The following is a 24,480-nucleotide window of genomic DNA, read 5'->3' as shown; positions in this document are numbered from 1 at the left end:
GTGAAGTACAACGAGTTCCTGGGGTGCGCGCACTTCTGGATCATGTTCGTCGGCGTGAACCTGATCTTCTTCCCGCAGCACTTCCTGGGCCTGCAGGGCATGCCGCGTCGCTACATCGACTATCCGGACGCCTATGAGATGTGGAACCACGTTTCGACCATGGGCTATCTGATCACCATCGTCGGCGTCGCCGTCTTCCTGATCATGCTGCTGGAGGCCGCCATCCGGCGTCGTCCGGGCGTGGCCAATCCCTGGGGCGAAGGGGCCACCACCCTGGAATGGACCCTGTCCTCGCCACCGCCTCACCACCAGTTCAACGAACTGCCGGTGGTCAAGGGTGACGACCACTAACCGGTTCCTGCGAACCTGAGCTAAACAGGGGCCGCTCTTTCAGAGGAAAGGGCGGCCTCTGATTTTTCCAAAGATGCGATGACCGAAGCCTCCACCCCCGCCCTGTCGACAGCCCAGCCGGAAGATTTCTTCCAGCTGCTGAAGCCGCGCGTAATGTCGGTGGTGATCTTTACGGCCGTGGTCGGCCTGGTCGTGGCAGGAGGCGACATCGACTGGATTTCGGCGGCCATCGCCATCCTGTGCATCGCCGTGGGGGCCGGCGCGGCCGGGGCGCTGAACATGGCGCTGGAGGGCGAGACCGACGCCCTGATGCGGCGCACGCGCGGGCGACCGGTGGCGGCGGGCCGGGTCAACAAGAACGACGCCATGACCTTCGGGGTCATCCTGTCCGTGTTTTCCGTCATGCTGCTGGGGATGACGACCAACTGGGTAGCGGGCGGCCTTCTGGCCATGACCATCGTCTATTACGCGGGCTTCTACACCCTGCTGCTGAAGCGGCGGACGCCCCAGAACATCGTCATTGGCGGGGCGGCAGGGGCCTTTCCGCCTGTGATCGGCTGGGCGGCGGCGACCGGCCAGATGCCGTGGCAGGCCTGGCTGCTGTTCGCCATCATCTTCCTGTGGACCCCGCCGCACAGCTGGGCGCTGGCGCTTTATTCGGCGGGCGATTACGCCAAGGCGGGCATTCCGATGATGCCGGTGGCGCGCGGCGCGAAATCGACCCGGCTGCAGATCCTGATCTATTCGCTGGTCTTTGTGGCCGTGGCCATCGCGCCGGGCTTCACCGGCCTGGGCGGGCCCGTTTATCTGGCTGTGTCCATTCTTGGTGGCCTGGGCTTTCTCCTGCTGGCTTTCCGCCTTTGGCGCTCGCGGGCGGGCGATGCGCCCGACAAGGCCGAGGCCGTGGGGCGAGAGGCCGCATTGTATGATGTGCGCGCAGAGGCCAAACCGGCACGCAATCTGTTTGCCTTTTCGATCCTGTATCTGGTGGGCCTGTTCGCGGCCCTGCTGATCGAGCGGCTGACCGCCATCGTGAGTTTATGAGATGATGACCCTGCGTCTGACCCCCGAAGAAGTGAGCGCCCGCAAGAAGCGCAACCTGGCCATCGCCGGGGTTCTGGTCGGCTTCATCATCCTGGTGTTCGGGGTGACGGTGCTGAACCTCAAGCGCAACATCGACGCGCGCAAGGAGGCCATCGCGGCCGGCCAGCCCGTCGGCTACGCGGGCTGACACGCGATGGAACGCAAGAACCTCATCGCCATCGCCTGTGCGGGCGGCGTCATGTTCATGACGGGCGCGGCGTTCGCGGCTGTACCTCTGTATCAGATATTCTGTCAGGTCACGGGCTTCGACGGCACGGTCAAGAAGGCAGAGAAGGCTCCGACCGCCGACCAGGTTCTGGCCGACACCGTGCTGATTCGCTTCGACACCAATGTGCGCGACCTGCCGATGACGTTCCGGGCCGAACAGGTCAGCCAGCGGGTGCGTATCGGCGAGACCGGCATGGCCTTCTTCGACGTGACCAATACTTCGGACCAGCCGATCCAGGCCACTGCCGCCTACAATGTCGTGCCGGAACAGTCGGGCCCCTATTTCCAGAAGCTGCAGTGCTTCTGTTTCGATAGCCAGACGATCCAGCCGGGCCAGACGATGAAGTTCCCGGTTCAGTATTTCGTAGCACCCGAGATCGCGACCGATGCCGAGGCCAAGGGCATCCGCGAAATCACCCTCAGCTACACCTTCTATCCGACCAAGGGTGCCGAAGTGGCGGCTGTGACGCCTTCTGCCTCTGGCGTCGCCGGATAGCGGGCGCTATAGCCCACAATTACGATTTCGACCGTACAAGAGACCCTAGATGGCCGACGCCCACGCCGCTCCGCATCACGACTACCACCTGGTGAACCCCAGCCCGTGGCCGCTGGTATCGTCCATGGCCACGGTGGTCATGATGATCGGGGCCGTGGTGTGGATGAAGGGGCTGGTCACTGTGGCCCCCGATGCCGAAGTCACCTTGGCCGGGGCCCTGTTCGGCAAGGGCGAGATGGCCCTGTTCTTCGCCGGGCTGGCCGGCGTTCTGGTTGCCGCCTTCGCCTGGTGGGCCGATGTGATCAAGGAAAGCCGCCAGGGCGACCATACGCCGGTCGTGTCCCTGGGCCTGCGCTACGGCATGGTGCTGTTCATCGCCTCGGAAGTGATGTTCTTCGCCGCCTTCTTCTGGATCTTCTTCGAGATGTCGCTGTTCAATGCGGCGCGCGAGAACGTTCCCGAAATCGGCACTTGGGCCGACACCGCCGCCGCCTGGTCGACCTGGCCGCCCAAGGGCATCGAGACCCTGGACGCCTGGCAGCTGCCGCTGCTGAACACCGTCATCCTGCTGCTCTCGGGCACGACCGTCACCTGGGCGCACCATGCGCTGCAACAGGGCGATCGCAACGCGACCAAGATCGGGCTGGCCATCACCGTGGCCCTGGGACTGATCTTCACGGGCGTGCAGGCCTATGAGTACCAGCACATCATCCACGAAAACCTGTTCTTCAACGACGAAGCCGCCAACTCGGGCCTGTACGGTTCGATCTTCTTCATGGCGACGGGCTTCCACGGCTTCCACGTGCTGCTGGGCACCATCTTCCTGGTCGTCTGCCTGCTGCGTCTGCTGGCCGGGCAGTTCACGCCCGAGAAGCATTTCGGCTTCGAAGCGGCCGCCTGGTACTGGCACTTCGTGGACGTGGTCTGGCTGTTCCTGTTCGCCTTCGTCTATGTGGTCTTCGGTTGAACCCAGACCCACAGTCTGTGACGCCAGCGCCGGCCCGGATCGATGCGATCCGGGCCGGACTGCTTTGCCGCTGCCCTCATTGCACCAAGGGGCCGCTATTCGCGGGGTTCCTGAAGGTCGTGGATCGGTGCGCGGTCTGCGGGTTCGACTTCAACCGTCTGAACACGGGCGACGGCGCGGCCATCTTCATCATGCAAATCGCAGGCGGAATCGTGGTGTTCGGGGCCCTGTTCATCCAGATCGCCTATGATCCGCCGATCTGGGCCATGCTGATCGTCGCCCTGCCGCTGGTGGCGGGGCTGTCGCTAGGCCTCATGCGGCCGGGCAAGGGGTTGATGGTGGCCCTGCAGATGGATCATTCCTCCCCCATCGGGGGAGGGGGACCGCGAAGCGGTGGAGGGGGCAAACCCCAAGCTCTAAAATCTGCGGCCAGCCCCCTCCACCACCCTTCGGGCGGTCCCCCTCCCCCGGCGGGGGAGGAATAGATGCGGCGACGCTTTCCCTTCGGGTTGACGATCGTTTGCGCTGTGGCTCTGGCCCTGCTGATCGGCCTGGGCAGTTGGCAGGTTCAGCGGTTGCAGTGGAAACAGGGACTGATCGCGCGGTCGGAGGCGGCGGCGACGCTGCCGCCCGTGTCGCTGAATGCGCTGGCGCAACTGCCTGACCCCGAGTTTCGCAAGGCCGTCCTGACCTGCGACTTTCAGAACCAGCCCTTTGTCGAGCTTCAGTCCATCCATGACGGCCAGGCCGGGGTGCGTCTGATCTCCGCCTGCGAGGGCTGGCTGGTCGATCTGGGCTTCGTCGCCGATACGGTCAGCACGCGTCCTGCCCGTCAGTCCGCCGCCATTCCTGCCATCGTCGCGGAGGCGCGCCGGGTAGAGGCCCCCAACGGCTTTGCTCCACCCCCGGACGGCAACCGCTTCTATGCCCGCGACACCGCCGCCATGAGCCGCGCCCTGGGCATGCAGGGGGCGGTACGGCCCTATGTCCTGTTCGCCACCGGTTCGGCCTGGCCGCAATGGGCCGAGTTGCAGCCGTCCGCTCCGCCGCCCGCCTTTTCGAACAACCACCTAGGCTATGCCCTGACCTGGTTCGGCCTGGCGCTGGCGGTGATCGCTTTCTACATCGTGTTGCTGCGCCGCAGATTGCGCGCCGACGGTCTCACCAAAGACACCGAAGAGAGTTCCACCTGACCACCCTCCACACCCTGTCAAATGGCGTTCGCGTCGTCTGCGATCCCATGCCGGGCTTGCGTACTCTGGCCCTGACCGTGGCCGTGCGTGGCGGGGCGCGGTGGGAGGACGAGGCGCGCTCCGGCTGGTCCCATTGCCTCGAGCATCTGGTGTTCAAGGGCGCGGGCGACATGGGTGCGCGTGACATTGTCGAGCGGGTCGAGGCCGAAGGCGGCTCCATCAACGCCTCGACCGGCTATGAGCGGACCAGTTTCGACATCCGGGCGCTGGACGGGTCCCTGCCTCTGGCCATGCAGGTCCTGTCCGATCTGGTGTTCCGCCCGACGCTGGATTCCGCAGAGATCGAACGCGAAAAGGATGTGGTCGCCCAGGAGATCGCCGAGGCCTTCGACACGCCCGACGACCATGTCTTCGAAATGGCCCAGACGCGGGCCTGGGCCGGTCAGCCGCTGGGCCGGCCGATTCTGGGGTCGGTCGAAAGCCTGAAGCCTCTGGATCGCGACAGCATTGGCCACTGGCGAGCCCAACTGTATTCGCCCGACCGCATGGTGGTGGTGGTGTCGGGAGCGGTGAACGAGACCGAACTTCTGGCCTTGGCCGAGCGCTGGTTCGGCGACCAGGTCGCGACGCCCGCCCAGGTTCCGGATGAGCCGCACTTCATCGGCGGCGACGCGGCCCTGACCCGGCGGATCGAACAGGCCAACATCGTCTTCCAGCTGCCCGCCCCCTCCGCGCGCGACGCGACCTATACGGCTGCGCGGCTGATGACTGAAATCCTCGGCGGCGGCATGGCGTCACGTCTGTTCCAGAGCGCGCGCGAGCAGCGCGGCCTGGCCTATGCCATCGACGCCTATCACGAGCCCTATGAGGATGCGGGCATTCTCGGCATCTATGCGGGGGCGTCTGCCGACCGGGCCGTCGAACTGGCCCAGGTTTGTGCCGCAGAGCTGAAGATGCTGGCAACAGAGGGGCCGACGGCCGTCGAGCTTTCGCGGGCCAAGGCCGTTCTGAACGCGGGGCTGTGGATGTCGGACGAAAGCCCGGCGTCGCGCGCGGGACGGCTTGCGGCCCAGGTGCTGATCTTCGGCCAGCCCATCGCGTCCCAGACCATGGCCGACCGGACCCTTGCCCAGACCGTCGAGGACGTCAGGGCGGCGGCGGCAGGGACGCTGAGCGCCGGTCTGGCTGCCACGGCGGTGCTAGGTCCGAAAGCGGCGGCGCCGGCGGGCCGGGCATTCCGGAACGCCCTTTTCGCCTGATCGTTCGCGGGCTAGTCTTAGCCCATGGCCCTGCTGGACTGGATCACCGAAGCGAGCGGGCCTGTGGTCAAGGGCCAAGGGGTCATCCTGCGCCTGCCCCGCGGTGCCGACTATGAAGCCTGGGCGGAGCTGCGGCAGGCCTCGCAAGATTATCTCCAGCCTTGGGAGCCGCTCTGGCCGGACGACGACCTCAGCCGTGCGGCTTACAGGCGCCGGATGTCGGTCTATCAGCGCGAGCGGGAGGCGGGGAATGCCTGGCCCTTCTTCGTGTTCGACGAACGGTCGCGCGCGCTGCTCGGGGCGATCACCCTGTCCAACGTGAGGCGCGGCGTGGCCGAGACCGCGACCCTGGGCTACTGGATCGGTCAGCGCTACGCGGGGCGGGGCCATGGCACGGCCGCCGTGCGGGTCGCCGTGGACTATGCCTTCGAGGGTTTGCGGCTGCACCGGGTGGAGGCGGCGTGCGTGCCGCATAATCAGGCGTCGCGCCGGGTACTCGAAAAGTCGGGGTTCGCTCTTGAGGGCCGGGCAAAGGCTTATTTGAAAATTAACGGCGATTGGGCAGATCATCTTCTGTTCGGCGTCGTGAATGACGGCACCAAACGCGGCGGCTGATTCCCGGCTGCCCAGTCAGGACCGGATTTTGCGTTGAACACTCGTTCCAGAAGTCTGGCCTGGGATGCGACGACGGCGATCGAGGCGCTGGCCGCCGCCGATACGGCGCTGTGGATCTGGACGCCGTCCGAGGACCAGATGCGGTTCACGGGGGCGACGCGAGCACTTGGTCTTGGACCCCTTGCCCCGGAATGCACGGGCGCGGCCTTCTGTGCCGTGGCCATGCCACAGGACCGGACGCTGGCCGAACGTATCCTGAAGCCGCAGGAGGAGGGGACAGAGGTCGCCGTGCGGCTGCGCATGCGCGATGCCCAGACCTGCATCTGGCGGGGCGTCTGGCTGGAGGACGGCCTTCGCGCGGCCGGTGTCGTGGCGCTGGAGACCAAGTTCGCGGCCTCGGAACGCGATGTGCTGACCGGTCTGCTCGATCGCCGGGCCTTTGTCGCTCGGCTCGGTGAGACTCTGACGCAACCTGGCGAGTACGAGATTGTTGTCGCCGATGTCGATCGATTGCGCCGCCTGAACGAAGCCCTGGGTCATGACCGGGCCGACATGGTTCTGGCCGCGCTCGGCTCGCGCCTGGCCGCCGCCTTCGTACAGAACGCCCACTCGGCCCGCATCGGCGAGGACGAATTCGCCGTCGTCGTGCCGCGCGGCAGCGGCAGCGCGACCGAGCGGATGCGTGAAGCTCTGGAACAGCCGCTGCGCATCGCCGGCTTCGACATCTACCCGACCGTTTCGATCGGAGCGGCCAGTGCCGAGGGCGGGCCGGATGCGGCCGACCCGTCCGAACTGCTGCGCCGGGTCGAACTGGCCGTCGAACAGGCCAAGAGCGTGGGGCGCGGCGGCATCGCCGCCTATGGTCGGGCGCTGGAGACCGACAGCCTGTCGCGTCTGGCGCTCGAATCCGACCTGCGCAACGCGTTCCTGCGCGGCGAGATCGAGCCCTTCTATCAACCGGTGGTGAACCTTCAGACCGGGGCCGTCGCGGGCTTCGAGGCCCTGTGTCGCTGGCGGCATCCGACGCGCGGCCTGGTGCCGCCGGACGCCTTCCTCGGCCTCGCCGCCGAGATGGGGCTGATGAACGACCTGGGCCTGCTGATGATGACCCAGGCCTCGCGCCAGCTGGCCGAATGGCTGGCGCGGCATCCGACGGCGGGCAAGCTGTTCTGCAGCGTCAATCTGTCAGTGGGAGAGATCGAACGTCCGCGCCTGGTCGAGGACGTGACCCGCATCATCGCCGAGGCGGGCCTGCCCGCCGGTGCGCTGAAGCTGGAGGTCACCGAGGGCGACATCATGCGCGACACCAGCCGCGCGGCCGAGGTGTTGCAGCAGCTGAAGGATGCGGGCGCGTCGCTGGCGCTGGACGATTTCGGGACCGGCTTCTCGTCCCTGACCTGGTTGGCCAAGCTGCCGTTCGATACGCTGAAGATCGATCGCTATTTCGTCCTGACGATGGACAAGGACGAGGGCTCGGCCAAGATCGTCAAGTCGGTCGTCAACCTGGGACGCGACCTGTCGCTGGAGGTCGTGGCCGAGGGTGTGGAGAACGCCGGCCTCGCCGCCCTGCTTCTGGATGCCCAATGCCACTACGGTCAGGGCTTCGGCTATGCGCCCGCGCTGCCCGCCCAAGAAGCCGAGGTCTATCTGAACGAGTCCCTCGCCGATGGCACGGCCCCGATCAAGGCGCGGTCGGCGTAACGGGGGAATGATGTTCAGGATCGTGCTGGTTCTGCTGTGGGCGGTTCTGTGGTGCGCATCGCTCGCTCTGCCCGTAGTCTTCGACTGGCGTGGGATCACCGTACTCGTATGGGGATGGTTCGGCGTCTCGAACGGTCAGTTCGGATGGTTAGCCAACCTAACCCTTCCGTGCGTCGCGCTCTTTACGCTGGCCAAAGGCACATGGGTAGTCGCACGTTTGAGTATAGCGGCCCTCCAGATTTGCTTGGCAGCAAACGCGCTATTCTGGAACTGGGTAGCGGATGGGGCTGGTGTACACGCCATAGAGGCGTTCGGTCCCGGCTACTATCTGTGGCTGGGAGTGATGATTGGATCTGCCGTTGTCTTGCTTGCCGTCACGTTCTTGGATGTTCAGGCTCGAAAGCGGTCTTCACTCTTAAGCCCGCCCGCTCTGCCCTGACAGCCAGGCCGGGTCGATGCCCAGGGTGCCCAGGGCCCGGGACCATTTGGCGTCATAGTCGGTGTCGAAGATCAGGTCGGCGTCGGCCTCGGTCGTGATCCAGACGTTTTCGCCCATCTCGTCGTCCAGCTGACCCTCGCCCCAACCGGCATAGCCCAGCAGCAACACCGAGCGACGCGGACCCGCGACCGGATCGGTCATGGCGATCAGGGCCTCGCGTGTCCCGGTCATGGCCAGACCCTGGCCGAAGGCCATGGAGGCGTCGTCGATCAGCCAGTCGTCGGTATGCAGCACAAAGCCGCGCTCGCGTTCGACCGGACCGCCAATCAGGACGGCGCGGTGGGCGCTGGTGTCGGGTGCCTCGGTCTTCAGCTTGGTCAGGACGTCCTTGAGGTCGACTCCGGGCGCGGGCCGATCCAGCCGCAGGCCCATGGCATGGTCGGGCTCATGCGCGCAGACCAGGATGACGGCATGCTCGAACCGGGGATCGCTGATGCCGGGCATGGCCACCAGCAGACGTCCGACGAGGGATTGGAAATCGTCCATTCTTCTATCATCGGGTCACGTTCGCCGCGACGCAAGACATTGACCCGTCGCATGTGGGTGCCGGTCATGATCAGCCTTGGCGGCAGGAGCCGGTGCGCCTATCTGGGCGTTGAGACATCTCTCACCCACATCGGAGCCTGCCCATGACCATCCAGATCGGCGATCGCATTCCTTCGGCGACCCTGACCCGTGCCACGGATGACGGCCCGAAGCCGATCACCACCGACGAACTGTTCGGCGGCAAGACGGTCGCCCTGTTCGCCGTGCCCGGCGCATTTACTCCGACCTGTTCGGCGCGCCATCTGCCGGGCTTCAAGGATCATCGCGGTGACCTGTCAGCCAAGGGCGTGGACACCATCGCCTGCATCTCGGTCAACGACGGTTTTGTCATGGGGGCCTGGGCCGACAGCCAGGGCATCGGCAAGGACGACATCCTGATGCTGGGCGACGGCAACGGCGACTTCACCCGCCAGATCGGACTGTCGATGGACGCCAAGGGCTTCGGCATGGGCGAGCGGTCGCAGCGCTATTCGATGATCGTGAAGGACGGTGTCGTCGAGCAGCTGAATGTCGAGCAGGGCGGCGAGTTCAAGGTGTCTTCGGCCGAGCACCTGCTGGGCCAGCTCTAGGAGTGTCAGGCGGCGGCGCTGGTTTCCAGCGTCGCCTGCTCCATCGTCATCACATGAGTGATGGCCCCGATCAGCATGGGCGGTGTGATCGGCTTGGGCACGAAATAGGTCATGCCGGCGTCCGTGCAGTCCTGGATGTCACGCGGAGAGGTGTCGGCGGTAACGGCGATGATCGGGGTGCGGGCATTGGGGCCGTTGCCCGCCCGGATGCGCCGCGTGGTCTCGCGCCCGTCCAGTTCGGGCATCCGCACATCCATGAAGATCAGGTCGAAGGCATTGGTCCGGCAGATGTTCAGCGCCGCCATGCCGTCGGCGGCCGTGTCGATGTCGCAGCCCAGCGGTTGAAGGATCAGCTGAATGGCGCGCCGGTTGATGTCGTGGTCATCGACGACCAGAACCCGCATCGGCCGGCCCTCATCCTCGTCTGCCACAGGCTCGGGAGCCGCCTCGGTCGGGACGGTGTCAGTTTCCCCAGACGCTGGTTCGTGCTCGACGACCGCGGGCCGGGGGGGCGGCGACGTCAGGGCGACGGGCGCAGCGGCCACGGCAGCCAGACCTTGGGCGATCGCATCGCGACTCGCCTGATCCAGAACCATCGAGGCGGCAGGGACGGTCTCGGTCGCTTCCAGATGCAGCGCCAGGGTGAAGGCCGCGCCTTGGCCCGGTCGGCTGCGCGCGGTCAGACGCCCGCCCATCAGGCCCGCCAGCTGACGACTGATGGCCAGACCCAGGCCGGTTCCGCCGTGGGTCGCGCTGACGCCGTCGATGGTCTGGTCGAAGGGGGTGAACAGGCGCGACAGCTGGTCGGGCGTCATGCCGGGGCCGGTATCGGCCACCTCGATCAGGACGGCGTGGCCCCCTGCGTCTTCCGCCCAGGCATTCAGGCGCAGGGTAATCGCGCCCGTCTTGGTAAACTTGATCGCATTGGAGATCAGATTGTTCAGCACCTGACGCAGCCGCATGGGATCGCCGCGCACATGGGCCGGAATCGTCGCCGCCCCCTCGACGCGCAGACGCAAGCCCTCGGCGCGCACAGGCCCATCCCATAGCCGGACCGTCTGGGTCAGCAAATCCCGCAGGTTGAAGTCGATGGTGTCGACCGTCATGTGGCCGGCGTCCAGCTTGGCGTGGTCCAGCAGGTCGTCGAGCAAGGCCTTCATCATATAGCCGGCGTCGCTGATCAGCCGGGCCTGACCTCGCGCGCTCGAGTCGGTCGCGCCCTGCTCCAGCTGGGATGCACCGGTCAGAATGGCGGTAATCGGTGTGCGTAGATCATGGCCGATGGCGGCCAGAAAGGCGCTGCGGCCTTCCATGATGCGTTCGGCATCCAGCCGCTTCTGATCGGCCTCGATACGGGCCGTGGCCTCTGCGGATTGGGCGGCGTTCAGCTTGGTCCACATGGAATAGGCAAAGCCCATGAAGACGGCCACGGAAATGGCCGCCGCCACGACCAGTGTGGACGACGCTCCATAGATGTACATGAAGACCGGCGTCAGGATCATGTAGATCGACTGCGGCGCGATGGTCAGCAGCAGCACCGCCAGCGAGCGCGGCGAGTTGATGATCGAATAGGTCGCCGAGCCCGTCATCATGATGACGGCACACAGCCCGCCCATGGGCCCGCCGACCAGCCACAGCGGTATGGTCAGACTGCCGTAGTAGCAGGAGTTGGCGGCCAGGGTCAGCCAGCCGAAGGCGCGGCGCGCTCCTGTGAGTCGGGGCGCGCGGCCGGACAGCATGGGTCGGAAGGTCCAAACATCGACGGCCTGGACAACGAAATAGCCAGCCAGCCAAATCAGGCTGAAGACACTGCCCAGCAGGGGCGTGAAGACCATGGCCGTGATGGCGGCAATACACAGGCGCACCGGCAGGGCCTTGCGGCGCTGACGGATCGCAGCGCTCCAGTCGCTGCGGGTCTCGGGCGAGGATGTGACCGTGGCGAGCGCCATGCGAGGTTCCGACATGGGCGATTGGCCCACCTGAAACCTATGGCAGACCGGCCCTAACGCTCCGTCAACGTGCAGTTCCGACCGCTTCGGCCACGCTTGTGAAGCCATCGTCGCGCAGGCACTGGACCAGATCGCGCTTGATGCGTCCGACCAGGCCCGGCCCGCCATAGATCAGGGCGGAATACAGCTGAACGGCGGCGGCCCCGGCGCGGATGCGGTCATAAGCTTCTTGACCGCTGTCGATGCCCCCGACGGCGATCAGCGGCAGCCGGGCCTTGGAGGCTGCAGCGGCGGCGCTCAAGGCCGCGCGGGCACGGGCCTGAAGTGGCCGCCCCGACAGACCGCCTGCCTGATCGCGATCCCGGGCTGTCAGGCTGTCGGGGCGATCGAGCGTGGTGTTGGAAACGATCAGGGCGTCGATGCGGTGATCGATCGAGGCTTCCACGATCAGGGCGATCTCGTCCGGTGTCAGATCGGGTGCGATCTTCAGGAACACTGGCGTGGGATCGTCTCCGCGCGCCTCGGTCAGCCGCCCCAGCAGATCGTCCAGCGCGGCCCGCCCCTGCAGGGCGCGAAGGCCCGGCGTATTGGGCGAAGAGACGTTGACGGTGACATAGTCCGCCAGCCCCTTCAGCCGTTTGAGGCCGGTGACATAGTCCGCCGCCTTGTCCTCGGTGTCCTTGTTGGCCCCCAGATTGGCCCCGACAACGGCATCGGTCGGGCGCGCCTTCAATCGGTCGGCGAACGCCTCCAGCCCGGTATTGTTGAACCCCATCCGATTGATGATCGCCTGATCCTCGGCCAGCCGGAACAGGCGCGGGCGAGGATTGCCGGGCTGGGCGACGGGTGTCACCGAGCCGCATTCCACGAAGCCGAAGCCGAGCCGCGACAGGCCGCGCAAGGCCTCGCCGTTCTTGTCCAGTCCTGCCGCCAGGCCGACAGGATTGGGCAGGTCCAGCCCGGCCAGGCGCGTTCTCAGGATAGGATCATCGGGCGAAGCCGCCGGCAGTGGCAGGGTCTGCAGCGCGCGGATCGCCAGGCCGTGAGCCGTTTCAGGGTCGAGCAGGCGCAGGGCGGCGGCCCCAAGGTCGGACAGGCTCATGGCGCGGCCTCTGCGGGCCAAGTCGTGCCGCCGTCAGCGAAGCGGGGCATGCCGGTGCCGTTGATCGCCAGTCCGCGCACAAGGCCGACGGCCGTCATCGGCAAATCGCCGTAGATGTGAGGAAACAAATCCCCGCCGCGCGACGGCTCCCAGCGAAGGGTGTTAGCCAGGGCCGTCAGGTCGACTTCTACCAGGCGTAGGTCCTCGCGGCCCGCATAGTGCTTGCTGGCCGTGCCCGGCAGTTGTTCGGCGGTGGACAGGTGGATGAATCCGTCGGCCCGGTCCAGCACCGAACCGCGATAGACCCCATCGGCTCGCGCCGCCTGCCATTCGCGTCCATCGACGAGCTTGTAGGCGATCGCGGTCATGCGCCGGCCAGATCGCGGGGCTGCAGGAAGGCCTCGAAGGTGCAGCGTCCGGCCACATCGACGGTAAAGACAGCACAGGCCCCGGGCGGAAACCCACCGCTCATCTGGTCAAGCACGGCCGGAGAGGCGGCGCTTTCGACCAGATATTCGACGGCCAGCAGATGAATGCCGGGATTGTGGGCCACGAGCATCAGACAGCCCGCCGCATCCTCCACTGCCTCGACGGCACGCCGCAGGGTTTCCGCACCCGCATTGTAGAGGGAATCCTGTTCGCGCAGATCGACGTCGCCGAAGGCCTCGTGCGCAAGGTCCCAGGTCTGCCGCGTACGCGCGGCGGCGGACACCAGGGCCAGGTCGGGGCGCAGGCCCTTTGCCGACAGGGTGCGACCCATCTGCGCCGCATCGGCCCGCCCGCGCGCGGACAGCACGCGGTCGCGGTCGTCGCCCGAGGGAGCCGCCCGCTCGGCCTCGGCATGGCGCATCAGGATCAGTCTTTGCATGGACAGCCCTTTAGGGGCGTTCGGGCCGAACCGCCAGATCGCCGCGCACGCGCGAGGCAGGTTGTGGTGCCAATGCCGGTGTCCTGACCGGTACAGTCGCGACGGCACCGCCGGGTCTGACGCGCGCATAGGCCTGACGCGTTGCTTCCAGCAGAATGACCCCCGCCGCGCCGGGCATCACATGGCGCCCGATCTGCTCAAGCCCATCGGCCAGTGGCAAAAGCGGCCCCCAGGGCGGGACATACAGGGTCTGGGACCAGGCAGTCGGTTCCAGGCCGGCGCTGCGCACCAGCCGCTCCAGTTGTCGCCGGGTAAACGGTCGCCCATGGCCGAAGGGTGTGTTCTCGGCCCGTGCCCACAGACCCCCGCGCGCGGCCGCGACCAAAATAATCCGCCCCGCCGGGGCCAGAACCCGCACGGCTTCGTTCAGCAAGCCTTGGGCATCGTCGGCTTCTTCCAGCGCATGGACCAGCAGGACCCGATCGAACGCTCCCGCGCCGAACGGGAGTGCACGGTCGTCAACCAGGACGGTGCGGTTCTTGCCGATCGATGGCCAGTGCTCGACCCCCTGACCGCCCGGCATGGCCGCGACCAGACGGCGCGCACCGATGAAGGCGTCCAGCCACGGCGTGGCATAGCCGATCCCCAGGACGTCGCAGTTGACGGCCTCGCCCCAGGCATCGTCCAGACGGCGCGCCAGCAGGCGCCGGACCAGCGCCCCGGCAGGCTCGCCATAGAAGGTTCGAAGCTCTTCGATGCTGTGGCGCATGTCCGCAGCATAGGCCGGACGGTGCCGGCCTGCTAGGATGCGGCATGACCCTGGATGTGCGCCTGTTTCCCTGCCTGAACGACAACTATGGCCTACTGATCCGGGATGCCGCGACCGGCATGGTCGCTGCGGTCGATACGCCGGATGCGGAGGCGATCCTGGCCGACCTGGATGCGTCCGGCTGGGGGCGGCTGGACCTGATTCTGAACACGCACTGGCATCCCGATCACACTCAGGGAAACGCCCGCCTGAAGGCGGACACCGGCTGCCAGATTGTGGGGCCGGAAGAGGTGCGCCGCGTCTCGGCGCTGGATCGCAAGGTCGAGGGCGGCGACACGGTGATGCTAGGGCAGACGGCGTTGCGAGTATTCGAGGCACCCGGACACACCTTGGGTCACGTCGTCTATCACGCCCATGAAGTGGGCCAGGCTTTCGTTGGAGATGTGCTGTTCCCGCTCGGCTGCGGGCGCTTGTTCGAGGGCACGCCAGAGCAGATGTGGGACAGTCTGCAGGCCATCGCAGCCTGGCCGGACGACACGGTGATCTGGTCCGCTCATGAGTATACCGCCGCCAATGCCCGGTTCGCCTTGAGCCTGGACGACCGGCCGGAAATGGCGGCGCATGCGGCCCGTATCTTCGCGGCGCGGGAGGCGGGGCGACCGACGGTACCGACGACGCTGGCGGTCGAGAAGGCGTTCAACCCGTTCCTGAGAGCGGCGAACGCAGCCGAGTTTGCCGCGCGTCGGGCCGCCAAGGACAGCTTCAGCGGTTAGGGGTGCGCGGTTCGGGCAGCAGGGCGCGAATGACCCGAGAGGACGATGGGCGACCGGCCTGTCCCTGACTGGGGTCGACGACGACGACCAACCGCCCCCTGCTGTAGGTCACGGAGGCGCGTGCGCCCTCGGTGATGGTGATGCTGCGCAGGCCGCTCAGGCTAGAGCGGGAGCTGGGCGAGCGGGCGATGCGGGCCACCGCGTCGGTGGTGACGATGAGGGCCTCGACACAAAGCGCTTCGGACTGGTCGCCATCCAGATTGATCTCGATCAGCCGACCCAGGGCCTGGCTCAGCATCACGCTGCGCCGCGCCATCAGATCCCAAAGACGTATGGGGCCTAGGGTGGGTGGAGCGAGGCTCTGGCCCGCCCCGACGTAGGAGGCGGGCGACCCTCCGGGCGATCGAGCGGTGAAGACGGTGATAGCACCGCCCTGGGTGACACGCAGGACCTGCTCACCCGCATCGTTGCGATAGATGACGTCGCCTCTCGGTGCTGCCGTCGGGCGCAAGACCCACGTCTCTTCGCGCCGCTCGAACCGAACCAGGGGGCGGGAGCCCGACCGGTCGATCATGAACGCCTCGCCGGATTCGGCGACGTACCGACCGCTGGGCGGGAGCGTGGGCGAAGGCGAGCCCTGGGCGCGCAGGCGATTGCTCTGTTCGGCCTGGGCGTTGCTGCGGGTCTGGGCCGAGGCGGTGTCTGCAATCGTCAGCAGGGACAGGGCCCCCGCCACAACGGCAAGCGCCATCATGGTCGGAAGCGGCCGTCGCGCCCTTCTGACACTCGCCAAGATCATGAGCCGATTGGTGAAACCCGCGCGCGGCGGATTTTGGGCAGGCTTGCGGTCAACCGACCAGATACTGACCGCCGTTCAACGACAGGGTGCAACCTGTGACATATCCGGCACGCTCGCCACACAGCCAGGACACCATGTCGGCGATCTCTTCGCCCTTGCCCAGGCGTCCGACGGGGATCTGGGCGATGATGCCGGCCAGAACCTTCTCGTCCATCGCCCCGACCATTTCGGTGTCGATATAGCCCGGCGCGATGCAGTTGACGGTGACGCCCTTGCGCGCATTTTCCAGGGCCAGGGCCTTGGTAAAGCCGATCATGCCGGCCTTGGCGGCGGAATAGTTGGTTTGGCCGATCTGGCCCTTCTGACCATTGATCGAGGAGATGTTGACGATCCGGCCGTGACCCCGGTCCCGCATGCCGGTGATCACTTGGCGGGTCATGTTGAAGACGCTGTCCATGTTGACGCGGATCACGTCGGACCACTGGTCGTGGCTCATCTTGTGAAAGAAGCCGTCGCGGGTGATGCCGGCGTTGTTGATCAGCACGTCGATGGGGCCCAGCTCGGCCTCGACTTCCTTCACCGCGCGCTCGCAGTCCTCGAACGAGCCAACGTTGCCCTTGACCACCATGACGCCCAGTTCGCGCGCCGTGGCTTCGGCCGCTTCCGTATTGCCGGAATAGCCGGCGGCGACGGACAGGCCGTCTTCCTTCAGCCGCTGAACGATCGCCTTGCCGATGCCGCGGGTCCCACCCGTGACCAGAGCCACTCGTGCCATGTGCGTATCCTGTCCTCTGGCGGGAGCCTCTCAGATGGGCTCCCTGCGCTGGACGGACCCTAGACCGGCCTTGTCGCGGGCATCAACCGCCGAGCCGTAAAAACTGGCAGCCGATCAGGCCGCCAGCTTTTCGATGTCCAGCACGAAGCGGTAGCGGACGTCGGACTTCTCCATCCGCTCATAGGCCTCGTTGATGCGATCCGGCGCGATCAGTTCGATGTCGCAGGCGATGTTGTTGGCGGCGCAGAAGTCCAGCATCTCCTGGGTCTCGCGGATGCCGCCGATCAGCGAGCCGGCCACGCGCCGGCGACGCCACAGAAGGGGCATGGCGAAGACCGGCATCCCCTCGGTCGACAGGCCCAGCATGACCATGGTGCCGTCCTTGGCCAGCAGGTTCAGGTGTCCGGCGATCTCGTGCGTGGCCGAGACGGTGTTGATGATCAGGTCGAACTTCTCGGCCGCCGCCTTCATCGCATCCTTGTCGGAGTTGATCAGGAAATGCTTGGCCCCCATCCGCTCGGCATCGGCCTTCTTGCGGTCGGAGGTGGACAGGACGGTGACTTCCGCCCCCATGGCCGCAGCCTGTTTGACCGCCATGTGACCCAAGCCGCCCAAGCCGACAACGGCGACCTTCGAGCCCGGTCCGACGTTCCAGGTCTTCAGCGGCGAATAGGTCGTGATGCCCGCACACAGCAGCGGCGCGGCCGCATCCAGAGGCAGGCTGTCGGGAATGTTCAGCACATAGTTCTGATCCACCACGATGGCGTCGGAATAGCCGCCCTGGGTGATCGTCTGGCCGACCTCGCCGCCCTTGGGATCGGGCGAGCCATAGGTCTGGGTCATGCCGGGGACGCAGTATTGCTCCTCGCCTTCCTGGCAGGGTTTGCACTGGCGGCAACTACCGACCATGCAGCCGACGCCGACCCGGTCGCCTTCCTTGAAACGGGTGACATTGGCCCCGACGGCGGTGACGACGCCCGCGATCTCGTGGCCCGGCACGATGGGGTAGGTCGTGTTGCCCAGGTCGTTCTTCACGATGTGCAGGTCGGAGTGGCAGACGCCTGCGAACTTGATGGCGATGGCCACATCGTCCGGACCCGGATCGCGCCGCTCGAAACTGTAGGGAGCCAGCGGCTTGTCGGACGCGGTGGCGGCAAAGGCGCGGGTGGCGATGGGCATGGGTGGACCTCCGTGATCAGTGGCTCAGGTGAGGCCGACGGTCCCGCTTCGCAACGCCCTCAGCCCAGTTTCTTTATCAGCGCCTGCGCTGCCGCCGGGTTGCGCACCTTTGCGCCCGAAATGAAATAGGCGAAGACGTCGCCGCGTTTCGCCCAGGCCTTGGTCTGGTTCGCCACCGCATCCAGTTCGTCGGAGGTCATGCCCATGGGTTCATCCTCGCGGCTGGACATCAGCCGGGCATAGGTAAAGTCGGCCGTCGGCTGGTCGATCCGGGGCCATTCGGGGGCCTCGTCGTCGACGGCATAGACGATGGCCGCGCCGTATTTCGCCGCCAGATCGTAGAACTGCGGGGTGTCGAAGGTCGGGCTGCGGACCTCCAGCGCATGGCGCAGACGCAGGCCGTCCTTCTCGGTGGGCAGCAGCTTCAGAAAGCCCTCGAAATCCTCGGCATCGAACTTCTTGGTCGCCATGAACTGCCAGTTGATCGGTCCCAGCTTGTCGCCCAAGGCTGTCAGCCCCTGATCCAGGAAGCGATCGAAGCTCTCCTTGCCCTCGCTCAAGACCTTGCGATTGGTGCAGTAGCGGCTGGCCTTGACCGAAAAGACGAACCCGTCAGGCGTCTCGTCGCGCCACTTCATCCAGCTGTCGGGCTTGAAGGTGGAATAGTAGGTGCCGTTGATCTCGATGCTCGTGAGCGCTCGGCTGGCGAACTCCAGCTCGCGTTTCTGGACCAGATCGGACGGATAGAAGACGCCGCGCCACGGCTCATAGGTCCAGCCGCCGATGCCGATGTGAATGGAGTGGGTCATAGGTCGTCACCTATCGGGTCAGATATCCAGTTCTCGCGTGCCGAACGAATGCGTAAGATAAAGATGCCGTCATTTTCGATCTCGTAGATGATGACGTGCGCGTCTTGCGAGTAGGCCCGCACGGGCGGTACCACTTCAGTTCTCAGCCTGGTGACCTCTGGATACTGGCTCAGATAGTCAAACGTTTGTTCCAGGTCTGTCAGATAACGTTCCGTCCGCGCCGGCCCGAAACGCTCCAAGCCGTCCCAGAAAATCATTTCCAGATCGAGATCAGCCGCCCGCGAAAGCCGGTATCGGCTCATGCAGCGCCCTTGCGACGTTCGAACTCAGCCTTCGCCGCTTCGAATATCTGCCGGGGCGTTCTGTCGGAAACGCCGCTTGCACGTCCCTCGTCGATCAGCCGCTGCATGGTGGCGATCTTTTCTGCCTTGATCTGCTCGCGCCGGATCAGATCGCGAACGACATCGCTGGAGTTGCCATAGCGACCCGTTCGGGTCTGGTCTTCGACCCAATCCTTCATAGCATCGGGAAGGGAGATGTTCATAGTGGCCATCACCAGAAGATCGCCTTTATGGCAATCCTTGTCAATTGCTGGCCTTGGTGAGAAATCCTTCACCCCGCGATTGCCGCCTGCATCCCGGCCAGCAGGCTGGCGGCGGTGATGGGTTTGGGGACGTGGTGGTCGGCACCGGCGGCGAAGGCCTGGTCGCGATGTTCAGCCATGGCGTTGGCGCTGAGCATGACGATGGGCGTACGCGGCCGCGCAGGGGTGTCGGCTTCGAGCTCGCGGATCGCACGGGTGGCAGTCAGGCCGTCCATCACCGGCATCTGCATGTCCATCAGGACGATGTCGAACAGGCCGCGCTGGAATGCCGCCAGGGCCTGCGCACCGTCGTCCACGGTGACTACCTCCGCCCCGTGTGTGCCCAGGATGAGCTGGACCACACGCTGATTGGTGGGATGGTCCTCGGCCAGCAGGACGCGTAGGGCGGGCAGGGGGACATCCGCGACCTCGGGCTGGCGAGGTTCGGCCCTGGCAAGGCCAGTCTCCAGGCGCACGAGCGGCAGCTCGACTATGAACCGGCTCCCGACACCGGGGGTGGAGGTCGCCGAGATGCGGCCGCCCATCAGTTCGACGAGGGCCTGACAGATCGACAGGCCCAGTCCGGTGCCACCGAAGCGGCGTGTGATGCTGGTGTCCGCCTGGGTGAAGCGGTCGAACAGGCGCCGGGCATGATCCGGGCCGAAGCCCACGCCGGTGTCCTCGACCTCGAACCGCAAGAGGGCGTGTCCGTCTTCGTCATCCGAGACGGCGAAGCGGACGGTGACCGAACCGATCGCGGTAAACTTGACGGCGTTGGACAGCAGATTGCCCAGCACCTGACGGATGCGGGTGCTGTCGCCGATGAATGTACCGTGAGCATCGGCCGGGCGCTCGACGATGAAGGCCAACTCGCGATCTTCGGCGCGCAGTCGCATCAGATCGAGGGGTGCGGCGATGGCTTCGTCCAGATCGAAGGCGCGGGCCTCGATGTCCAGCTGTCCGGCCTCGATCTTGGAGACGTCCAGGATGTCGGAGACCAGCCGTTCCAGTGTGCCGCCGGAGGCCGAGATCAGCGAGACCATCTCGGCCTGTTCGGGGCTGAGGGCGGTGCGGGACAGTGCGTCGACGATGCCGATGACGCCGTTCAGGGGCGTACGAATTTCGTGGCTCATATTGGCCAGAAAGTCGGACTTGGCGCGGTTGGCTGTTTCGGCGGCGGTCTTGGCCTCGATCAGGGCGCGTTCGGCGGCGACCTTTTCGGTGACATCGCGGGCCACGCCATAGATGCGGTCGCCGAACCGGTGGGCGCGCCATTCCAAGGTGACGTCGTGACCGTCCCTGTGGCGATAGCGGTTAACGTGGCCGACGACGGGGTCGCCTGGTCGGCGGTTTTCCACCTCGACGACGCTGTCTAGGGTGCCCGAAAGGTCTTCAGGATTGAGCAGGTCCAGCAGGCGCCGACCCTCGATCTCATGCGGGTGGTAGCCCAGGACGGTGAACCAGGAGGCGCTGGCCTTGACCACCAGACCTTCCAGATCGCGAACCACCAGCAGGTCAAGCGAGACGTCAAAGAAGGTGTCCAGATCGACCCGCGCCACGTCACCGGTACCGACGACGTCGGGCGAGGTGGCGAGGGTCAGGCAGGTCATCGGCAACGCTTCCTACTGGGAACACCACTCGTCTAGCCGGGAGGGGTTAAGGTCACCTTTGCAGTGACAGATCAGTAGGCGAAATCGCGATAGATCCGCCCGACGTCGCCCTGCCAGTCGCCGTGATACAGGTCCAGCAACCGCTCGGCGGGAGTGATCCCGCTGTCAGCGATGTCTTCCAGTTCCGACAGGTAGCCGCGCTCGTCCACCATCCCGCCGCTGAAGCGGGCACGGTTCTTGAGGCCCTGTTTGGCGATATTGACCAGGTCGACGGCGATGTCGCGCACACTGCGGCCCGCGACCTCGGCCTTCAGGCCCAGGCGGGTCACGTCGCGGCGCAGGCGCTCGTGGTCGGCGATGTCCCAGTCCTTGACCAGATCCCAGGCGGCGGCCAGCGACGGCGCATCATACAGGACACCGGCCCACAAGGCCTGCAAGGCGCAGATGCGGCTCCACGGACCGCCGTCGGCCCCGCGCATCTCCAGATAGGCCTTGAGACGAACCTCCGGGAAAAGGGTCGTCAGGTGGTCGTTCCAGTCTTTGAGCGTCGCGCGCTCGCGGGGCAGGGCGGGCAGGCCGTCGGTCATGAAGCTACGGAACGACTGGCCCGAGAGGTCCACATAGGTCTCGCCCCGCTTGGCGAAATACATCGGCACGTCGAGCGCATAGTCGGCGTAGCGCTCAAAGCCGAACCCGTCCTGGAAGACGAAGTCCAGCATGCCGGTGCGGTCCGGATCGGTGTCGGTCCAGACATTGGCGCGGGCCGACAGGAAGCCGTTGGGCCTGCCCTCGGTGAAGGGCGAGCAGGCGAACAGGGCGGTGGCGATCGGTTGCAGGGCCAGGGAGGTGCGGAACTTGGCGACCATGTCGGCTTCGCTATCGAAGTCCAGGTTCGACTGGATGGTGCAGGTGCGCAGCATCATGTCCAGGCCCAGGGTGCCCTTCTTGGGCATATAGGCGCGCATGATGCCGTATCGGCCCTTGGGCATGATCGGCACGTCCTCGCGCCGCCACATCGGGTCGAAGCCTGCGCCCAGGAAGCCCAGGTTCAGCTGGTCGGCGACCTGTTTGACCTCCATCAGGTGGCGGCCGGTCTCGTCGCAGATCTCATGCACATCCTTCAGCGGGGCACCGGACAGTTCGAACTGGCCGCCGGGCTCCAGGCTGATGGAAGCAGTCATGCCCTCGGCGTTCCTGCGCTCCAGGGCAATGACGTGGCCGGCTTCCTCGACCGGGCTCCAGCCGAAACGCTGCAGGCCGGTCAGCATGGCCAGAATGCCGCTTTCGCCGTCATAGGCCGGGCGGCGCAGGGTGGTGCGGTCGAAGCCGAACTTCTCGTGCTCGGCCCCGATACGCCACTGGTCGCGGGGCTTGATGCCCTTGGACATGGCCCCGATCAGATCGTCTCTGGATAGCGGCGCGTGATCGGCCATCTGTAACCCCTGCTGTCGCGGCTAGATGGTGGGAAAAGCAGCGCTACTCAAGGGGCTTTGTTGTTTGCCCTATCGCTCGCCGCGCGGCGGCTCGCGGCTTGAGGGCTAACGCTCCCAATCGCCCGCCGCCGCCTGCCACAGGGTCATGGCCGCGATGGCGGCGGTGTCGGCGCGCAGGATACGCGGACCCAGCGATACGGCAGAAGTGAACGGCAGGGCGCGGAGACGGTCTCGCTCTTCCGGTGAGAAGCCACCTTCAGGACCGATCAAGATGGCCCCAGGACCCGGCGCGGTGTCTTTGAGAGCCGCCATCACGGGCGTGCCGCCCGTCTCGTCGCAGAACATAAGGTGGCGACCGTCCTGCCAGGCGTCGAGGATGTCGGACAGCTTCATGGGGTCATCAACGACCGGCACGTCCAGACGTCCCGTCTGTTCGGCGGCTTCCTCGACGATGGCGTCAAGGCGATCCAGACGGATGCGGTCGGCATTGGTGCGCTGGGTCAGCGTCAGGCGGACCCGGCGCGCGCCCAGTTCGGCGGCCTTTTCGACGATGGTCTCGACCCGCGCCTTCTTGACCACGGCGACGATCAGCTCGAGGTCGGGGCCGAAGGTCTGCGGCCGAACCTGTTCCTGCGCCTTCAGGATGACGCCCTTCCTGAGGACCTCGGCGATGGTACAGCGCCACTCGCCGTCCTGACCGTTGAAGACCAGCAGGTCGTCGCCGGCCTTCAGCCGCATCACCTGTGTCAGGTAGCGCGACTGGTCGAGCGTGGGCGCGACTGCGGCACCGGCAGACAGGGGCTGGGGGACGTGGAGGCGGATCATCGGTCGTAGTGATACCGGCATTGGGCGATCAAAAGCGCGTCGTCCGTCACGCGATAGACGAGGCGATGTTCCTGGTCGATGCGCCGCGACCACCATCCGGAGAAATCGCCCTTCAACGGTTCAGGCTTTCCAGTCCCGGAGAAAGGCGTGCGCTGGCATTCCAGGATCAGCCGATTGAGCTTTCGCAGCATCTTGCGATCATGGTCTTGCCAGTGAAGGTAATCCTCCCACCCGTAGGCTTGGAAGGTCAGCTTCATTCTTCGATCAGTTCGCGAACCTGACCGCCGCCCGCATCGAGTTCGGATATCGCTTCACGCAAGCGCGCGGCATTGGCCGGGCTGCGCAGCAGATATTCGGTCTCCTGCCAGGAGGCGAAGTCCTCCAGCGACATCAGCACCGCTGCCGGCTTTCCCCCCTCGCGCGTGATGATGGTGTAGTCATGGTCCGCCGTCACTCGATCAATGGCTGACGCGAGATTTTTGCGGAGTTCGGTGACGGACATCGCGTTCATACCACGAATGTACAGATTTATGTACACTCATGCAAGCGGGCTGTCAGAGCGTCCGTGCGATCAAGAGCTTCATGATCTCGTTCGTGCCGCCATAGATGCGCTGGACGCGGGCGTCCTTGTACAGCTGGGCGATCGGATACTCGTTCATATAGCCATAGCCGCCGTGCAACTGGAGCATCTCGTCGATGGTCTCGCCCTGGATGTCGGTAACCCAGTATTTGGCCATTGAGGCGGTGGCGGCGTCCAACTGACCCTTGAGGTGCAAGCCAATGCAGTGGTCGGTGAAGACCTTGGCAACGGTCAGCTTGGTCTTGACCTCGGCCAGTTTGAACTGGGTGTTCTGGAAGTCGAGGATGCGTTTGCCGAAGGCCTTGCGCTCTTTCACATAGGCGATGGTCTCGGTCAGGCCACGCTCTGCGGCGGCGACGCCCTGGACGGCGATGTTCAGTCGCTCCTGCGGCAGTTGCTGCATCAGCTGGACGAAGCCCTGGCCCTCGTTGCCGCCGATGATGTTTTCGGCGGGGATCTTCACGTCGTTGAAGAACAGCTCTGAGGTGTCGTTGGCCTCCATGCCGATCTTGTGCAGGTTCCGGCCGCGCTCGAACCCTTCGGCCCCGTCGGTTTCGACGACGATCAGCGACGTGCCCTTGGCCCCCTCGGCGGGGTCGGTCTTGGCCACGACGATGATGAAGTTGGCCAGCTGGCCATTGGTGATGAAGGTTTTGGAGCCGTTCAGGACGTAGCCGTTGCCGGACTTGACCGCGGTGGTCTTGATGCCCTGCAGGTCCGACCCCGCGCCCGGCTCTGTCATGGCGATGGCGCCGACCAGCTCGCCCGAGACCAGCTTCGGCAGCCAGCGCTGCTTCTGCTCCTCGGTGCCGTAATGCCAGATGTAGGGCATCACGATCGCATTGTGCAGGCTGATCCCGAAGTGGTCGGCTCCCTTCCAGCCCAGCTGACGCATCAGCACGACCTCGTGGCGATAGTC

Annotated in this window: 30 protein-coding genes; 12 read left to right on the top strand and 18 right to left on the bottom strand. The window is 65.7% G+C overall.

Features of this window, described 5'->3' with window-relative positions; genetic code table 11:
- From JHC81_RS08225 to JHC81_RS08180, 10 genes are all read left to right on the top strand, one after another.
- A partial coding sequence (locus JHC81_RS08225) for a cbb3-type cytochrome c oxidase subunit I (RefSeq protein WP_292173150.1) occupies positions 1 to 351 on the top strand: 351 nt, incomplete at its 5' end.
- A 78-nt stretch (positions 352 to 429) separates the two neighbouring features.
- Positions 430 to 1,395, top strand: coding sequence for a heme o synthase (gene cyoE / locus JHC81_RS08220; RefSeq protein ID WP_292173148.1), 966 nt, complete (start codon positions 430 to 432; stop codon positions 1,393 to 1,395).
- Position 1,396: 1 nt separating this feature from the next.
- Positions 1,397 to 1,582, top strand: a complete 186-nt coding sequence (locus tag JHC81_RS08215) for a hypothetical protein (protein WP_292173145.1) — start codon at positions 1,397 to 1,399, stop codon at positions 1,580 to 1,582.
- Positions 1,583 to 1,588: 6 nt separating this feature from the next.
- Positions 1,589 to 2,158 (top strand): cytochrome c oxidase assembly protein, encoded by a 570-nt coding sequence (locus JHC81_RS08210; RefSeq protein ID WP_292173144.1) that lies wholly within the window; start codon positions 1,589 to 1,591, stop codon positions 2,156 to 2,158.
- Between the two features lie 49 nt (positions 2,159 to 2,207).
- A complete protein-coding gene (locus tag JHC81_RS08205; RefSeq protein WP_292173141.1) occupies positions 2,208 to 3,125 on the top strand; it encodes a cytochrome c oxidase subunit 3 in 918 nt (305 codons plus the stop codon).
- Positions 3,126 to 3,142: 17 nt separating this feature from the next.
- Positions 3,143 to 3,610, top strand: a complete 468-nt coding sequence (locus tag JHC81_RS08200) for a DUF983 domain-containing protein (RefSeq protein ID WP_292173139.1) — start codon at positions 3,143 to 3,145, stop codon at positions 3,608 to 3,610.
- Positions 3,611 to 4,318, top strand: coding sequence for an SURF1 family cytochrome oxidase biogenesis protein (locus JHC81_RS08195; RefSeq protein ID WP_292173136.1), 708 nt, complete (start codon positions 3,611 to 3,613; stop codon positions 4,316 to 4,318).
- Between the two features lie 47 nt (positions 4,319 to 4,365).
- Positions 4,366 to 5,577: a pitrilysin family protein gene (locus JHC81_RS08190; protein ID WP_292173133.1), complete on the top strand. Its 1,212-nt coding sequence runs from the start codon at positions 4,366 to 4,368 to the stop codon at positions 5,575 to 5,577.
- Between the two features lie 24 nt (positions 5,578 to 5,601).
- A complete protein-coding gene (locus JHC81_RS08185) occupies positions 5,602 to 6,192 on the top strand; it encodes a GNAT family protein (protein WP_292173130.1) in 591 nt (196 codons plus the stop codon).
- A gap of 33 nt (positions 6,193 to 6,225) precedes the next feature.
- Positions 6,226 to 7,893, top strand: coding sequence for a bifunctional diguanylate cyclase/phosphodiesterase (locus JHC81_RS08180; protein ID WP_292173129.1), 1,668 nt, complete (start codon positions 6,226 to 6,228; stop codon positions 7,891 to 7,893).
- A 415-nt stretch (positions 7,894 to 8,308) separates the two neighbouring features.
- Here JHC81_RS08180 and JHC81_RS08175 read toward each other — a convergent pair whose 3' ends face one another.
- Positions 8,309 to 8,878 carry a YqgE/AlgH family protein gene (locus JHC81_RS08175; RefSeq protein ID WP_292173126.1) on the bottom strand — a complete coding sequence of 190 codons (570 nt, stop codon included), beginning with the start codon at positions 8,876 to 8,878 and terminating at the stop codon, positions 8,309 to 8,311.
- A gap of 143 nt (positions 8,879 to 9,021) precedes the next feature.
- Here JHC81_RS08175 and JHC81_RS08170 point away from each other — a divergent pair, with 143 nt between their 5' ends.
- A complete protein-coding gene (locus JHC81_RS08170) occupies positions 9,022 to 9,507 on the top strand; it encodes a peroxiredoxin (RefSeq protein WP_292173124.1) in 486 nt (161 codons plus the stop codon).
- Positions 9,508 to 9,512: 5 nt separating this feature from the next.
- Here the strand turns inward: JHC81_RS08170 and JHC81_RS08165 are convergent, their stop codons facing one another.
- The 5 genes from JHC81_RS08165 to JHC81_RS08145 all read right to left on the bottom strand — a co-directional run bounded on the left by JHC81_RS08165 (position 9,513) and on the right by JHC81_RS08145 (position 14,195).
- A complete protein-coding gene (locus tag JHC81_RS08165) occupies positions 9,513 to 11,456 on the bottom strand; it encodes an ATP-binding protein (protein ID WP_292173122.1) in 1,944 nt (647 codons plus the stop codon).
- 64 nt (positions 11,457 to 11,520) lie between these two features.
- Positions 11,521 to 12,558 carry a quinone-dependent dihydroorotate dehydrogenase gene (locus JHC81_RS08160; RefSeq protein WP_292173119.1) on the bottom strand — a complete coding sequence of 346 codons (1,038 nt, stop codon included), beginning with the start codon at positions 12,556 to 12,558 and terminating at the stop codon, positions 11,521 to 11,523.
- Positions 12,555 to 12,926 carry a DUF952 domain-containing protein gene (locus JHC81_RS08155; protein ID WP_292173116.1) on the bottom strand — a complete coding sequence of 124 codons (372 nt, stop codon included), beginning with the start codon at positions 12,924 to 12,926 and terminating at the stop codon, positions 12,555 to 12,557. The genes JHC81_RS08160 and JHC81_RS08155 overlap by 4 nt, the downstream gene beginning before the upstream one ends.
- A complete protein-coding gene (locus tag JHC81_RS08150) occupies positions 12,923 to 13,426 on the bottom strand; it encodes a histidine phosphatase family protein (RefSeq protein WP_292173113.1) in 504 nt (167 codons plus the stop codon). The genes JHC81_RS08155 and JHC81_RS08150 overlap by 4 nt, the downstream gene beginning before the upstream one ends.
- 10 nt (positions 13,427 to 13,436) lie before the next feature.
- Positions 13,437 to 14,195, bottom strand: a complete 759-nt coding sequence (locus JHC81_RS08145) for a methyltransferase domain-containing protein (protein ID WP_292173110.1) — start codon at positions 14,193 to 14,195, stop codon at positions 13,437 to 13,439.
- A 44-nt stretch (positions 14,196 to 14,239) separates the two neighbouring features.
- Here JHC81_RS08145 and gloB point away from each other — a divergent pair, with 44 nt between their 5' ends.
- Positions 14,240 to 14,968: a hydroxyacylglutathione hydrolase gene (gene gloB / locus JHC81_RS08140; protein ID WP_292173107.1), complete on the top strand. Its 729-nt coding sequence runs from the start codon at positions 14,240 to 14,242 to the stop codon at positions 14,966 to 14,968.
- Here the strand turns inward: gloB and JHC81_RS08135 are convergent.
- From JHC81_RS08135 to JHC81_RS08080, 12 genes are all read right to left on the bottom strand, one after another.
- Positions 14,958 to 15,722: a DUF4908 domain-containing protein gene (locus tag JHC81_RS08135; protein WP_292173105.1), complete on the bottom strand. Its 765-nt coding sequence runs from the start codon at positions 15,720 to 15,722 to the stop codon at positions 14,958 to 14,960. The genes gloB and JHC81_RS08135 overlap by 11 nt on opposite strands.
- Before the next feature lie 94 nt (positions 15,723 to 15,816).
- Positions 15,817 to 16,542 carry an acetoacetyl-CoA reductase gene (gene phbB / locus JHC81_RS08130; RefSeq protein WP_292173104.1) on the bottom strand — a complete coding sequence of 242 codons (726 nt, stop codon included), beginning with the start codon at positions 16,540 to 16,542 and terminating at the stop codon, positions 15,817 to 15,819.
- Between the two features lie 114 nt (positions 16,543 to 16,656).
- Positions 16,657 to 17,721, bottom strand: a complete 1,065-nt coding sequence (locus tag JHC81_RS08125) for an NAD(P)-dependent alcohol dehydrogenase (RefSeq protein ID WP_292173099.1) — start codon at positions 17,719 to 17,721, stop codon at positions 16,657 to 16,659.
- 59 nt (positions 17,722 to 17,780) lie between these two features.
- A complete protein-coding gene (locus tag JHC81_RS08120) occupies positions 17,781 to 18,530 on the bottom strand; it encodes a DUF72 domain-containing protein (protein WP_292173097.1) in 750 nt (249 codons plus the stop codon).
- Positions 18,527 to 18,832: a type II toxin-antitoxin system RelE/ParE family toxin gene (locus JHC81_RS08115; protein ID WP_292173094.1), complete on the bottom strand. Its 306-nt coding sequence runs from the start codon at positions 18,830 to 18,832 to the stop codon at positions 18,527 to 18,529. The genes JHC81_RS08120 and JHC81_RS08115 overlap by 4 nt, the downstream gene beginning before the upstream one ends.
- A complete protein-coding gene (locus tag JHC81_RS08110; protein ID WP_292173153.1) occupies positions 18,829 to 19,083 on the bottom strand; it encodes a type II toxin-antitoxin system ParD family antitoxin in 255 nt (84 codons plus the stop codon). Before JHC81_RS08110 ends, JHC81_RS08115 begins: the two co-directional genes overlap by 4 nt.
- A gap of 59 nt (positions 19,084 to 19,142) precedes the next feature.
- Entirely contained in the window at positions 19,143 to 20,723 is a 1,581-nt protein-coding gene (locus JHC81_RS08105) for an ATP-binding protein (RefSeq protein ID WP_292173091.1), read from the bottom strand.
- Positions 20,724 to 20,794: 71 nt separating this feature from the next.
- A complete protein-coding gene (locus tag JHC81_RS08100; protein ID WP_292173088.1) occupies positions 20,795 to 22,156 on the bottom strand; it encodes a glutamate--cysteine ligase in 1,362 nt (453 codons plus the stop codon).
- Between the two features lie 105 nt (positions 22,157 to 22,261).
- Positions 22,262 to 22,981: a 16S rRNA (uracil(1498)-N(3))-methyltransferase gene (locus JHC81_RS08095; RefSeq protein ID WP_292173086.1), complete on the bottom strand. Its 720-nt coding sequence runs from the start codon at positions 22,979 to 22,981 to the stop codon at positions 22,262 to 22,264.
- The gene (locus tag JHC81_RS08090) at positions 22,978 to 23,238 is read right to left on the bottom strand and encodes a Txe/YoeB family addiction module toxin (protein WP_292173084.1); all 261 of its coding nucleotides are present in this window, start codon (positions 23,236 to 23,238) and stop codon (positions 22,978 to 22,980) included. Before JHC81_RS08090 ends, JHC81_RS08095 begins: the two co-directional genes overlap by 4 nt.
- Positions 23,235 to 23,483, bottom strand: coding sequence for a type II toxin-antitoxin system prevent-host-death family antitoxin (locus JHC81_RS08085; RefSeq protein ID WP_292173082.1), 249 nt, complete (start codon positions 23,481 to 23,483; stop codon positions 23,235 to 23,237). Before JHC81_RS08085 ends, JHC81_RS08090 begins: the two co-directional genes overlap by 4 nt.
- Before the next feature lie 52 nt (positions 23,484 to 23,535).
- Positions 23,536 to 24,480 (bottom strand): acyl-CoA dehydrogenase family protein (locus JHC81_RS08080; protein ID WP_292173080.1); only part of this gene is annotated, 945 nt, incomplete at its 5' end.

The organism is Brevundimonas sp. (assembly GCF_016463295.1).
In the GTDB taxonomy this organism is placed as follows: Bacteria; Pseudomonadota; Alphaproteobacteria; order Caulobacterales; family Caulobacteraceae; genus Brevundimonas.
Note: the sequence above shows the minus strand (reverse complement) of the source record. Positions and strands in the feature narration are given on the sequence as shown.